This window comes from Paenibacillus sp. Y859, from assembly GCF_056786405.1.
Window position 1 is genome coordinate 1 of the sequence record NZ_JBXCIZ010000011.1, and the last position, 14051, is coordinate 14051.

Genomic DNA, 14051 nt, shown 5'->3' on the forward strand with positions numbered 1-14051 from the left:
ATATTAACGCAGGAATCAATATTAAAAATGAAGCCATAAGACTTCTAACCGTTGGAATGACGGGGATCGCCTAATCAAAAACCAACCGTTAGGTTGGTGTTCTTAGGAATCTCCCACTTCAAACAGACCGTAAGGCGGTTAAGTGGTGAGTAGTTCAATTCTTATTTAATAATATGCTCGTTCACGGACAGTACTGGCAGATCCAATGTGAGTCTAGACATAGCTTCCTCTTTCTCACGACTAGTAATATGCGTGTAAACCGTAGTAGTCTGAATGGAGGAATGTCCAAGTAGTTCCTGTACTGTACGCAAATCGGCCCCTTTACGAAGCAACATGGTTGCGAAAGAATGGCGTAACTTATGGCTAGAATACGGTATTCGATGCATTGGTAATACATCATTTTGAAAGCGATCAAACGTATCCGATGCCGCTTGTTGAATTGCCCGAATGGACAATCTTTTTCCTTTTTGCGAAATGAACATGGCCGTCTCTTTACTACGTTTGGGCTCAAGTCGTTCTTCTAGCGCTAATTCTAATAGGGGACAGACCGCTTCAGGAACCGGAACCGTTCGCCATTTGCGACCTTTCCCGAATACACTTAGCAAGCGCCGTTCCATGTTATAGTCTGCAATATCTAGTGTATGAACTTCCCCAACACGAAGGCCCATATAGGCCATTAATAAGAAAATCGCAAGATTACGATTACGGTACTTCCCCTCCACTGCACTGAAAAATTTCACCATCTCAGATTCATCAAGGTATACTGGCGCTCGATTCTTATCCGTCTTAGACTTTTTAATATCTAATGCTGGATTGACACCATGCAACTCTAAATCTATTAACGCTTTAAAAAAACAGGAGACTGAAGCATGCTTACGATTACGTGTTGCATCACTCACCCCTCGTTCACGAACAGATGATAAATAAGAGATAATATGAAACTTTTTTACACTCTCTAGCGACTTATCACCGAGTGAATTCAAAAACTCATGCACATCACTAAGGTATGATTTCTGTGTGTGCGCTGTGTACCCTGCATCTTTCATCCAGATTAGAAAGGCATCCAGCGCTTCTTCGTAGTCTTCGCTATAATTGTTCACGCCTTCGCCACCTCCACTTCTTTACAACAACCTATTCTACCATATAATAGCCGTGGAGGAAGTAGGCTTTTAATATAATAAGGGTATGATTTACATATATTCCATATTGTTTGATTCGCAACGTTATTAGATGGGTAAGTATTAAAGAGATTGAAATTGACTATGATATCAAAAAGGAGACGGTTATTTATGAATGAAACGAACAAGATTGTCCTTGAACCTGCTGCTCAGAAATTTGCTGATGATAATGCTAAGCCTCCATTCCTACCTGATCTTGGTCCTGAAAAAGGACGCGCTACCGTCATTGAAGTTCAATCTGGGGATATCAACAAACCAGATGCTGATATAGAAGATATTATGTTGCCCGATGGTCCAAACGGTGATATTTCAGTTCGTATTGTCCGTCCTAAAGATTCTTCGTCAATAACTTTACCGGTGATCATCTACATTCATGGTGCTGGTTGGGTATTTGGAAATGATCATACACATGACCGCTTAATCCGCGAACTGGCTACTGGTGCTCAAGCAGCAGTTGTCTTCACCAACTATAGCTTATCCCCTGAAGCTAAATATCCAACTGCTATCGAAGAAGTATACCAAGTACTGAAATGGGTTGCTGACAACGGAGAGGAGCACGGATTCGATCCGAGTCAACTAACCGTAGCTGGTGACAGCGTTGGTGGAAATATGACCGCAGCGATTACGCTGATGTGCAAGGAGCGCAGAGGTCCGAAGATTAGCAAACAATTACTCTTCTACCCTGTCACCGATGCATCCTTTGATACGGACTCCTATCATCAATTCGCTGAAGGTTACTTCCTTCAACGCGACGGTATGAAATGGTTCTGGGAGCAATACACGGGGGATCCTAACGATCGCGAACAGATTACAGCGTCTCCACTTCGAGCAACGATTGAACAGCTACGGGATCTCCCCGAAGCTCTGATTATTACAGGTGAAGCTGATGTGCTGCGCGATGAGGGCGAAGCATATGCCAATAAGCTACGTGAGGCAGGAGTCACCGTTACAGCAGTTCGCTTTCAGGGCATTATTCATGATTTCGTCATGTTGAATGCTCTCGCAGATACTAATGCCAAAAAAGCCGCAATTAAATTAGCGACAACGTGGATTAAAGAAGGATTCTAATTGTTTAAGTCCTAATCACAAACGGACACCAATACTTCATCGGTGTCCGTTTGTGATTAGTTTATAAATCCATCCAAAGCGATAGTAGGTTTCATATCTGCTTGCCAGGCTCCTTTACTGTAACCGCCGTTATAACTTGGAGTAGCCTGAGGTTCCCAATAGAATACACCTAGTCCCTTACCTCCAGAGATGTTCCGAATCTTCGTCTTGATATCAGTAATAAAGCTCTTGGCCGCAGTAGGTTGATTATAATCCATACCTATCTCCGTTATCATAATTGGCTTATTATATCTAGATATCATATTATTAGCATTACTTATCGTTTGTGTCACCTTAGTAGACCAGTCTGTACTCGATGGGTACAAAGACATTCCAATAATATCAAAATTGGCCCCATTACTAATCAGACCACCGATATTCCATACGAAAACGTCATTATCATAACCATTAGCAAGATGGACAATGGTCTGCGTGCTACTACTAATTGATTTCACTGCATTATGACCGGTATTGACAAGCCAAGCATAATTTTTCATGCTAAGAGATGCCTTCCCATCATTCCATAACATCCCATTGTTAGTTTCATTTCCAATCTGTACCCAGTCTGGAGTGACTCCTTTACTTTTCATTGTATTCATAACATCCCTTGTGTGGTTCCATACTGCATCCATTTGCTGTTGAAAAGTATAGTTGCTCCATGAAGCAGGTTTATTCTGCTTGCCAGGGTCTGCCCATGAATCACTGTAGTGTAAAGTCAACATCACACTAAGTCCAGCATTTTTAGCACGTAGAGCAAGATCCGCTGCCCTGTCCTTATTCATGTAACCATTGCCATAATCGTTAGAAGGATTAACGAATACTCTAATTCGAACAGAGTTCATTTGATAATCTTGCTTCAGAATTTGTAGAATATCCCGAGTAGCCCCCGTCTTATCTTTCCATTTGTAACCTTGAGCTTCCATCGCTGCCACCCAACTAATATCTGCCCCCTTAGCAAAAGATGGTGCCGCTTCGACTTTCTCAGGATTCAAGAAGTATGCCGAGACAACTACAGAAAAACTAAGTACGATCACGAGCGAGAAGCTAATCACTTTTTTAAACATCTCATTGACCTCCTTTTTTAATAGTAGTAAATGTAATCGGAAAGACACTGTAGGAAGTAAATAATTGTATGCGTTTTCATTATATATTTATTAATTGAGCACTTATAGGATATATTTGCAATATTTATGCAGTTTTTAAATCTATTACACTTACCAAGAACCCACTATCCTTATATAAAACGCCCCACAATTGAAACAGCGTATAATTTAAGTTATACGCTGTTTTTTATGAGCTTTTTTGTGCCTTTTTATGTGTTAATTCATATACTTCGTGACAAACTAAATGATATTGTTGATAATGATGTAGTGGCCATTTTCATAACACATATTCACACAAATTTGCACTTTACACAGGAGGTTTATTCTTTGACAGGATCCAAGGCTCAATCATCAGCTAGCGCATCTGCTTCAACGACGGTATACCCTATACTGTTCGCGATTAGTATCGTTCATTTATTAAATGACACGATGCAGTCAACGGTATCTGCTCTTTTTCCAATATTGAAAGATTCCATGGATCTCAGCTTTAGTCAGATTGGTCTGATCGCATTCGCCATGAATATTACAGCATCCTTATTGCAACCTTTAATTGGAATGTATGCAGATATTCGACCACGACCATACATATTGCCGTTTGGTGTCTGCTTTACTTTGTTTGGAATTATCATGCTAGCCATAGCGCCAAGTTTTGCTATAGTGTTGTTCGCTGTCATTTCCATGGGGATAGGGTCAGCCATATTTCACCCAGAATCCTCACGGGTTGCATACTTAGCTAGCGGGGGCAAACGGGGTTTCTCACAATCCTTATTCCAGGTTGGTGGGAACATAGGAAGTTCCCTTGGACCGATCATGACAGCACTGATTTTTGTAAAGATTGGCCAATTCGGTGTCATCTGGTTCACGATCGCCGCACTTACTGCCATTGCAATTCAGTTCAAAGTAGCCCAATGGTATGGTAAACAAATGTTGCATGTCACACCTGTTAAGAAAAAAATAGCTACCAACGTTCGTCGTACTGGGCTTAGTCGTAATCAGGTCATCGGAACGATCGTTATCTTAGTATTTCTTGTATTCTCCAAGAATGTGTATATGTCCAGTATCACTTCTTTCTATACATTCTTCTTGATGGAAACTCATGGGGTCACTATACAGCATGCACAATACTTTTTATTCGCTTTCCTCGGGGCGGCAGCCCTTGGTACATTTCTAGGTGGTCCCTTGTCTGACAGATATGGACGGAGAAATATTATCTGGCTCTCTATTCTAGGTACAGCCCCCTTCTCGATTCTAATGCCACATGTATCGTTGGCATGGGCAGCTGTCCTAAGTATATTTGCTGGTTTTATTCTTTCATCAGCATTCTCAATCATCGTCGTGTATGCGCAAGAATTAGTCCCTGGCAAGATTGGTCTCATATCGGGATTATTCTTCGGACTAGCTTTCGGTTTGGGCGGACTAGGCTCCGCGGTTATGGGGAATATTGCAGATCATACAAGCATCCCCTTCATCATGAATCTTTCCTCATATTTACCGTTACTCGGCATGTTGGCCATCTTGTTACCTAAAGATAAAGATATTGCCTCAGAGTATTGACACGATACAAAGAACCGGCTGTGACGTCCCTTACAAGGATGCGCAGCCGGTTTTTCTTGGTCCATTCTGCTTCATATACAAAGTGTTAGTTTACATAATATTAGTTATGTAAACTAATATTAATTTTAATCATATTTATTTAATTGCTTTCATTGGAATTCATCAATTTGTAAGGGCATATTTTCCCTTCACTGAAAGCTTTCAAGTGGTATTGTATACAAATTAATGACACTACCATCCTTTGCACTATATTCAAATAACTCAAGCGTAAGAGTTCCATTCAAAGGTAACTTTTCCTCAGGAATATGAATATCCAGTGCGAAAGCGGACCACTCTGGAGCACCCATGTCCAAGGTTAGAAAATCCTCCACTAAATAATAATGACCGTCTGAAACGGCATAATTCATCGTTGCTTCAAACACACGACCCTCACCGGTTATCGTATACTTACCCTTTAAGCCAGTAGCCTTAATATTTCGAAAAGCCTTATTTTCTACAGATCTTTCAGCAATCACTTCAATCTTCTCCGCTGTTCCTTGCATCGGAAATGATTCTGCCACAGGTCCATTAACCCAATATTGAACCTTTTGCCCTACCTTTAAGGTAGACGCTTGAGATGTTGTAAGCCATATGGCATTCCCTTGATAACTCCTGGAAATGTCATTCCACGATTTGTCGAAGTCCTCTGTGTTCACTTGATCCAATACCAATACGCTATGATCTGCCACTTCAAATATAAATCCTTCTTCCATTTGTGAAATCATGTCTTCCCCAATCGGTACAGATCCTTCAATCGGTTTAGTTTCTCCAGTAGAAGTACACCCAGTGACGACTACGACTAAGATTAACATCAACAATGATTTGAGTTGTTTCATGGTATAACCCCTTCTTTCTATAAATTCATACTGCTCATATCCTATGACGATAATGAACAGGGATATGTTTCAACCGATTACATCATTAGAATCATGCCGATAACAAACATGTAATTGAGAGTCTCAATAATTCCATTAAAGATATTTCCGCACAGTATTGATACAATACTAAAAACCGATCGTTACGTCCCTAATTAGGACGACGCAACCGGTTTTTCGAAAAATATAGATGATAACATATTTCGATAGCACTTCCTAGGAAGATTCAAAAAAATACTATACTAAGTTCTTTTGAGTGTATAGTATTTTTCCTGATTTTAATATTTCCTCCAAAAATCCACTCTGATCCTTATCTTCTTGTATCAAGATCGGTTCAATTCGATCATCAATATTTCTTCTTAACTTATAAAGTTTGGCACTAGTTGTTAAAAAGTCATTGTCAACGCTATCTACAATAACAGCGAAATGTATATCGCTAGTACTATTTGCCATTCCCGTGACTTGTGACCCATAAAGAACAACTTTCTTTGCATTCACGTGTGATAGTATTGATTGTTGTGTAAATTATAACATATGTTTGGCTTAGGACGATAAGGATCTATACATTGATTATCCACCATTTTCACTAAATATACTGAAGGTTAGGATTATATCCTTCCAAAAATTACAATTTCATGAACGCAATATACTCTAGACACTCCGCTGTCTTTTTGCCCAATTCTAAGTTAATCCATACACGACCTGCATCGCGGTTACAGGTTCCCCACACACAATAGTTCAACCTGCGTTTACTCAAGCCATTGGAACATGCAGAATCTAGTAGCGTAGGGTACGGAATTGTTCTGAAGAAGCGATAGCCTTCGCCTACAAGCTTTCCGCAGGAAAGCTACTTCGGAAGCATATGCTTTGCCATCGGATTTCTACCGCTATATGCGGTATATAATTAGGAAATCTGAGGGCACAGCGATCGTAAGTGCAATCCGTCACCGTAGCGGTTACCCTGCATAACGTTTTGTAAGTACCCATTGTAATATAAGCCTTTATTATACAACAAACCCAACGCCTATGTGGCATTGGGTTCTCTTTACAGAATTTTTTTTCGTTTTGCAGTGCTCTCTATTAAGGAGGTACTTTTAACCAAGAAAAAGTGATCTATAACTACTGTAATAACCATAATGCTGGCGTGTTAGTTGGCTCCCATCCTTCCAGAGAAGTATGGTTTTGTCTACAAGAGTATGTTGCTCCTCCGTAAGTTACCAATTGACCTGTTGTATAATTAGTATTAGCTACCCAAGGATTAGCACCGTTCTGATTGGTAGTCGTTGTTGATTGAATAGATGTACTACTAGATATATTGCCAGCGCCGTCTGTGGCACTAACTGTAAATGTATATGTTGTACCTGCAGATAGACCAGAGATTGTGGCCGTTGTACTTGTTACAGTCACACTATTCGATCCATTGCTTACTGTATAACCTGTAACTCCCACATTGTCCGTGGAAGCCGTCCAGCTTAGACTAACGCTAGAAGATGTGTTCCCTGTAACCTGTAAATTTGTTGGTACAGTAGGAGCGGTCGTATCCCCGCTGGAAATATCCGTAGTTATCGTTACCGAGTTGCTCGCTCCAGATTCGTTACCTGAGTTATCAATAGCTTTTACGGTAAACGTGTAAGACGTGTTTGCATTCAGCCCACTAACTGTTGCGCTTGTTCCCGTAACAGATGTAGATAGTGTTGACCCGCGGTACACATTATATCCTGTTACTCCAACATTATCTGTGGATGCTGACCATTTTAATGATACACTATTCGTTGTTTTACCTAAAGATGCTAAGTTTGTCGGAATTGAAGGGGCTTCTGTATCACCACCTACACAGTTCTCAATAAATCTCCATACACCCCAGTCGCCGCTTTGGTCAGGTTGATCACCTTGGGTCCACCATTGGGCCTCATAAACTTTTCCATTAAATGAAGCGCGTTGACCTATGCTATATACTGTTCCTGATTCCCATGCAGGAGCTGAACATGTGCTGATATTTCCATTTGTAGTTGCTTGGATACTAGTACCCGTAGATACATTGCCTGCTACATCTTTAGCCGTTACTGTAAACGTGTATGCAGTATTGGCGTTTAAACCTAGGATCGTTGCAGTTGTACCCGTGACATTCACACTATTAGAGCCTTGTGTTACTGTGTAGCCACTTACACCTACGTTATCGGTAGATGCTGTCCAACTCAGGTTTATGCTTGATGTTGTCTTCCCTGTAACTAGCAGATTTGTTGGAGCGCTTGGAGCGGAGGTATCGCCGGTAGATCCGGTTGTTGTAACCGTAAGAGCATTACTTGCACCCGATTGGTTTCCAGCTGCATCTCTAGCCTTTACGGTAAACGAATAGGCTGTGTTCGCAGCCAATCCGCTTATCGTAGTGGATGTTCCAGTTACGCTTACAGAAGTACCACCATATGAAACAATATATCCCGTCACACCCACATTATCTGAAGATGCACTCCATGATAGGTTTACACTATTTGAGGTTTTGGATGGCGTACTCAGATTACCAGGTACTGTTGGTGCTTGTGAGTCGTTGTTAATTGTGCCTTGTAAATCCGTTGCTAATTTATTTAATAATAGTTTATTGCGGTCTCCGCTGAACTCCCAGAACATAGCGCCAGCTAAGTTGTTAGATTTAATATAATAAATTTTGTGATCAAAGGATTCTACATCATCATAAGTGATGAAGTTCCCATTTGATGGATTAAATAAATAAGGTACCTTCGATACATTGTTCCAATGACGTGTATATCCATTTTTATTAATATAATTATTCTGGAGATCAGTAAAGTCAAAAACACCATTTTCCCATGTACCTAAATTTGAATTACTACAATTTTGATATTGACCATTGTTAGTATTAGTACACCCACTCCACCCGCGTCCATAAAATGGAGTTCCCATAACTATTTTGTTAGCAGGTACACCTGCATTAAGATGACCTTGTACCCCTCCATCAGCATGGAAGTTCTCCGCGCCGGGTACACCCGCCGCTATTGCTGCTGGATCCATGTAAAGTGGTGAATTGTGTCCACTTTTACTATTAAATCCACCGTTGAAGTCGTAAGTCATGATATTAATCCAATCAAGGATATTGGCGATATTAGCTAACTCATTGTTATCAACATAAGCAGGACTTGCACCTGATGCAATCGTTAGCAAGTATTGTTTACCATCAGCAATCTCAGCTGCATTAAGCTTATCCCGAACGGCCTGTAATAGCAGAACATGATTTTGTTTGTCTGCAGCGCGGTAGCTATTCCCCGTTAAGCCGTTTGCTACTGGGTATTCCCAGTCCAGATCAACGCCATCAAACTGATATTTACGGATAAAATCTACAGCGGAGTTCGCAAAGGCTTCACGTGTCGTTGCACTTGCTGCTACGTCAGAGAAGCGATTTGACCAAGACCATCCACCAATAGAAATAATAGTCTTCAGATGTGGATTGGCTTGTTTCAAATCAATTAATTGTCCCAAGTTTCCTTTAATGGGGTCATCCCAAGCATCTCCTGCTTGGCTCTTCTGTGCATCAATCCATGGATCACCTAGTACAATCGTTCCATTTGGAACATTAATAGTTCCAACCTCATCCTGGCAAGACCATGTTACTGGATTTGGACCCGTTGGATCAGGATTACCGTGTATACCGTTCCAGCATATGTCAGCAAATGCATAATTAATATGAGTCACTTTTGAAGCGTCGATATCACTAACCAAATAATTACGGGCATATGCCCCCCAAGCTGGATAGTAGCCTACTATTTTATACTCTTCTGCGGCTTGAACCTTTTCACTAGAATTCAATAATTGAAACATTGAAAAGAGTAATGTAAAAAATATAATCAAAACAACTGATTTTTGATATGATCTCTTATTCATTGTCATTTCTTAAATCCTCCTCTTAGTACAAGATTTGAAAACGCTTTCAAATCGGTAAATCAATTATTACACCATACCTCCTTTTTAAATGTTCTATTTCATTCTTGCATGACATGGAAATTTAAAGTAAACCCCCTTTCACGACAAGAAGAGAAATCAAATAGGGACGGGCATGTGAATGAATCTCATAAGAAAGGAAACTTAATAACGTTAGAGCTGAATTTGAACGAAGTGTGACTTACATCTTTATTGTCTATAAAACTACGACAAAGGAAAAGGGATAACATTTTATTATAGGGGATAAATTTCTCTAATATTTAACAGAAGTGTTATTTTCATTTCAATCATATGATGTATATATCTATCCTGATGGTTCAACAATATATCGAGAACACATTTAACTTGTATTATTAAATGGGAGGACCTATAGTTCCCAAGGACTCTATGAAATACATAACGTAATATATATTATGTTAACTAAATCGTAACAATCTGATCAATTCAGCCATTTTTATGATTTTAAATCATAAACTTTACACAGAATTTACACAGACTTTACATTTCTTCTCCGAGTTAATAGTAGAATGAAATAGTACAAACTAAAATTCAACAAGGTATGGTGGGAACATGATAAATTTAGAAGAAAAAACGACAATAAATCGTACACTGCCATCAGGATATCTAAACCGTGATTTGAGTTGGATTGAATTCAACCACCGTGTACTTCAAGAAGCACAAGATCCCAATAACCTTCTCCTTGAGAGAGCGCGCTTTCTTGCTATTGTGTCCAGCAATTTAGATGAATTCATGAGTGTTCGTGTAGCAGGTATTCAAGATCAGCTTAGAGCTGGATATTCTAAAAAGGATTTTACCGGTTACACTCCTTCTGGACTCTATAAACGGCTATTAAAAAAAGTAGCTAAAATCATTACTGATCAATATCGCACATTCCGTGATATTTCCAGGCAGTTAAATAAAGAGGGTATCTACTTCTCTAATTATGAAGATTTGAATATTGCACAGAGCCAAGCGATGGAACATTATTTTCAAGATATTATCTTCCCTGTTCTTACTCCTATGGCGGTAGATCAGAGCAGACCTTTCCCCTTAGTACATAGTCAATTTGTATATTTGTCTGTCGTCCTTACGAAAGAAGATGACATTGAAGAAGAGCCCTATTTTGCTATTTTACAAATTCCATCTAATCTTGCTCGTTGTATTCCGCTACCTCACCGTTCCAATAGCAAGAAACGCCAGTTCATATTTATTGAAGAGCTAATTAAACACCATATTCACACCTTGTTCAGCGGGTATATCCCTATCGCAGTTCATGAATTCCGCATTACTCGTAATTCTGATCTGAGCATCAACGAAGATGGTGCTGAAGATCTATTGGAAGAGATTGAGAAGGAATTACGTAAAAGAAGATGGGGCTCTCCAGTATGCTTAGAGGTTGAAAAAGGAATACACCCCTTCGCGCTAAGCCAGTTGCAAAATGAATTTGAAATTACAGATTCTATTTTTGAAATAGACGGACCTCTTGACCTTCATTTTCTGATGGATTTCGCAGGATCTTTGAAAGGTTATTCCCATTTGAGTCATCATCCCATTGAACCTGTATATCCGATGGAATTTGATGAGAATGATGATTTCTTCGAGGTGTTAAGAGAACGTGATGTCCTTGTATATCACCCTTATGAGTCTTTCGAGGCGGTTACTGATTTCATTACCCAAGCTGCTGAAGATGATCATGTGATGGCGATTAAGATGACATTATATCGCGTAAGTGGAAATTCTCCGCTGATACAAGCGTTAGCAACGGCTGCTGCATCAGGTAAACAGGTGACTGTTGTCGTGGAATTGAAGGCTAGATTTGATGAGGAACGTAATATCGCCTGGGCTCGCAAGCTTGAGAAAGCAGGATGTCATGTCGTATATGGATTAATTGGTCTAAAAACACATGCCAAAATCACCTTGATCGTCCGCCAAGAAGGTCTTGAGTTGCAGCGTTACGTTCACGTAGGAACAGGTAATTACAATGATAGCACTGCCAAAATATATACTGATTTAAGCCTATTTACATCCAATCACAATATTGGCTTAGACGCATCAGAGCTATTCAATCAAATGACCGGTTATTCAACGAACTATGATTGGGATGCCATTACAGTTGCACCAACCAATATGAGCAGCACCCTCTTCGACCTTATTCGTAGGGAAGCTGAACATGCTGCTGCCGGCAGACCCGCAAGAATCATCGCCAAAATGAATTCCTTATCCAATCAAGATATGATTGACGAGTTATACGCTGCTTCAACCGCAGGAGTTCAGATTGATCTCATCATAAGAGGTGTATGCTGTCTTCGTCCTGGTGTTCCAGGTCTAAGTGAGAATATCACCGTGCGTAGTATCGTTGACCGCTTTCTAGAGCATTCGCGCATCTATTATTTTGAAAATGGGGGTACTTCCGAAGTATGGATCTCTAGTGCAGATTGGATGACTCGTAATTTAACTAGACGCATTGAACTGATGTGTCCCGTGTATGACCCTCACATTCAAGATCTAGTGTACACAATATTGAATTTATCACTTGAGGATAATATTAAAGCTAGATTCCTGCAATCCAATGGTAATTATGAGTTTGCCAACGACAACAAGGCTCCATTTAGGAGCCAGGTTGAAGCTTTGATTGTTAAGAAGTGGAAGGGAAATCAACTTTTATTTTTAGATCCCATGCTCCATTAAATACCTTGATTGCATTATCCATCTCATCCTGTTCAACATAGGTTTCGACATCGCTATGAACGGTAAGATGTAGTATTCCATTTCGAATCACAGTGGAGATGTCCATAACAGCCTGTGTTTCACTTTGGTCAAGTGCGATACAAAGTTGTACAAGCGATCCTAACTTATGAATCCACTCTTCGTCGGAATGCAGCAAAATGTCCTTATGATCTGCGGACAATTTCTGCTTCCGGCTTTTTGTATTATAGGAGGATATTAAAGCACAAAGTATAATCTCTCGATGAGTAAGTCCACGAATAGTCGAATTCATGATCCAGTAACGTGTATGCTGATTGTATTGATAATAATTGATATGCCCACCAATACGGTATAACATGATAGAAGCATATAGTAGCTTCTTATGTTCCTTAGAATCCCCCTCCCCATGTAAGGATTCATACAAACGATTGGACAATTTAAGGAGATGTTCTAAATGAGCCGAAGAAATTTCAGTTTCAAAAGATAGCAGTCGATGAATGCTGAATTCCAATGTACTCGGTTTAACCGGATGAACGGGATCTAATAGTTCATGCAGCAGACCCTCACGGAGCCCTTCCCCACTAATAAGACATTGTGTAGACTGAATATAGTGATAGATCGTGTGAAAAATAATGAGCCCCGACACAATGATATCTGCACGACTTTTGGATAGTCCATTGACATGTTTACGTTTCTCCAAGGATAGATGAGGAAGTGTATCATATAATCGATTTACGGTGTCCGTTTCCAAGGCATAATGATGTGAAGTTGGCATCGAGTAATGACAGTGCTTCTGATCTATTTTACCAAGGGACCGTAGCGTTCCACCTAGACCAAACAGTGGCAAGTGTGGTCTTGACTGCAACCAATCATGTTCTTGAAGCTGATCCAGCACGTATGTACGAAGATTCTGTATCCGTTCTTCATTCCAATTCCCATGGTCTCCGAACATGACATTCGTGTTAACCGCACCGAAAGGTAAAGAGATGCTAGTCTGGTAACTACGGTTCTCAAACAGTGTAATCTCTGTACTTCCTCCGCCGATATCTATAACGAAACCATCCTTCGTGTCAAAAGAATTAATGACTCCTAGGAAACCGAAATACGCCTCTTCTTTTCCGGTAATAAGTTGAATATCTATAGCAGATTTCCGTGATAAGTATTCTATAATCTCGTCAGAGTTGCTAGCATTGCGAATTGCTGCCGTCGCACCCGCGCGGATTCTATCCACCCCGAATGTAGTGCATACTTGTTTGAATTGTTTGAGAATAGGGACAATCGTATTCATCTCTTTCTCTTCAATTCGCCCCTGCTCATTCAATTTCTCACTCAAGCGAGCAGATTGTTTACATTCTTTAATAACTTTGTACCCTCCATCGGTCGTTGTATCATAAATGACCAAACGGATGGAGTTAGAACCAATATCTACGATACCAATACGATTTCGATTATCTCTCATCTCTACACACCTCTGCTTGCTGATTGGACAACAAATGATTGATGTCTATGTTAATAATATACCCATAATAAGTGCTTGGCAA

The 14051-nt window shown here is 40.1% G+C and carries 9 protein-coding genes; 3 read left to right on the top strand and 6 right to left on the bottom strand.

The genetic code is table 11. From position 1 onward, the window contains the following. Positions 1 to 161: 161 nt before the first annotated feature. On the bottom strand, positions 162 to 1100 hold the full coding sequence (locus AC1TO8_RS18360) for a tyrosine-type recombinase/integrase (protein ID WP_482057080.1): 939 nt from the start codon (positions 1098 to 1100) through the stop codon (positions 162 to 164). A gap of 189 nt (positions 1101 to 1289) precedes the next feature. On the opposite strand from AC1TO8_RS18360, the gene AC1TO8_RS18365 reads away from it, so the two are divergent. Continuing rightward, positions 1290 to 2246 carry an alpha/beta hydrolase gene (locus tag AC1TO8_RS18365; protein ID WP_482057081.1) on the top strand — a complete coding sequence of 319 codons (957 nt, stop codon included), beginning with the start codon at positions 1290 to 1292 and terminating at the stop codon, positions 2244 to 2246. A 56-nt stretch (positions 2247 to 2302) separates the two neighbouring features. Here the strand turns inward: AC1TO8_RS18365 and AC1TO8_RS18370 are convergent, their stop codons facing one another. Continuing rightward, positions 2303 to 3349, bottom strand: coding sequence for a glycoside hydrolase family 53 protein (locus AC1TO8_RS18370; protein WP_482057082.1), 1047 nt, complete (start codon positions 3347 to 3349; stop codon positions 2303 to 2305). 366 nt (positions 3350 to 3715) lie between these two features. On the opposite strand from AC1TO8_RS18370, the gene AC1TO8_RS18375 reads away from it, so the two are divergent. Continuing rightward, positions 3716 to 4942, top strand: a complete 1227-nt coding sequence (locus tag AC1TO8_RS18375) for an MFS transporter (protein ID WP_482057083.1) — start codon at positions 3716 to 3718, stop codon at positions 4940 to 4942. A gap of 188 nt (positions 4943 to 5130) precedes the next feature. Here the strand turns inward: AC1TO8_RS18375 and AC1TO8_RS18380 are convergent, their stop codons facing one another. The 3 genes from AC1TO8_RS18380 to AC1TO8_RS18390 form a co-directional block, all read right to left on the bottom strand. Further along, entirely contained in the window at positions 5131 to 5817 is a 687-nt protein-coding gene (locus AC1TO8_RS18380; protein WP_482057084.1) for a DUF3221 domain-containing protein, read from the bottom strand. A gap of 276 nt (positions 5818 to 6093) precedes the next feature. Then, positions 6094 to 6354, bottom strand: coding sequence for a nucleotidyltransferase domain-containing protein (locus tag AC1TO8_RS18385; protein WP_482057085.1), 261 nt, complete (start codon positions 6352 to 6354; stop codon positions 6094 to 6096). A gap of 621 nt (positions 6355 to 6975) precedes the next feature. Further along, positions 6976 to 9753 carry a glycosyl hydrolase family 18 protein gene (locus AC1TO8_RS18390; protein WP_482057086.1) on the bottom strand — a complete coding sequence of 926 codons (2778 nt, stop codon included), beginning with the start codon at positions 9751 to 9753 and terminating at the stop codon, positions 6976 to 6978. Between the two features lie 621 nt (positions 9754 to 10374). On the opposite strand from AC1TO8_RS18390, the gene ppk1 reads away from it, so the two are divergent. Then, the gene (gene ppk1, locus AC1TO8_RS18395) at positions 10375 to 12492 is read left to right on the top strand and encodes a polyphosphate kinase 1 (RefSeq protein WP_482057087.1); all 2118 of its coding nucleotides are present in this window, start codon (positions 10375 to 10377) and stop codon (positions 12490 to 12492) included. On the opposite strand, the gene AC1TO8_RS18400 is transcribed toward ppk1, so the two are convergent. Beyond that, entirely contained in the window at positions 12440 to 13969 is a 1530-nt protein-coding gene (locus tag AC1TO8_RS18400; RefSeq protein WP_482057088.1) for a Ppx/GppA phosphatase family protein, read from the bottom strand. The two genes, ppk1 and AC1TO8_RS18400, sit on opposite strands and share 53 nt — an antisense overlap. Positions 13970 to 14051 lie beyond the last annotated feature (82 nt).

Excerpts from the sequence above, each read along its gene's own strand:
- ppk1 (WP_482057087.1), top strand. The coding sequence starts at position 10,375 with ATGATAAATTTAGAAGAAAAAACGACAATAAATCGTACACTGCCATCA.
- AC1TO8_RS18400 (WP_482057088.1), bottom strand. The coding sequence starts at position 13,969 with ATGAGAGATAATCGAAATCGTATTGGTATCGTAGATATTGGTTCTAAC.
- AC1TO8_RS18365 (WP_482057081.1), top strand. The coding sequence starts at position 1,290 with ATGAATGAAACGAACAAGATTGTCCTTGAACCTGCTGCTCAGAAATTT.
- AC1TO8_RS18380 (WP_482057084.1), bottom strand. The coding sequence starts at position 5,817 with ATGAAACAACTCAAATCATTGTTGATGTTAATCTTAGTCGTAGTCGTC.
- AC1TO8_RS18370 (WP_482057082.1), bottom strand. The coding sequence starts at position 3,349 with ATGTTTAAAAAAGTGATTAGCTTCTCGCTCGTGATCGTACTTAGTTTT.
- AC1TO8_RS18390 (WP_482057086.1), bottom strand. The coding sequence starts at position 9,753 with ATGACAATGAATAAGAGATCATATCAAAAATCAGTTGTTTTGATTATA.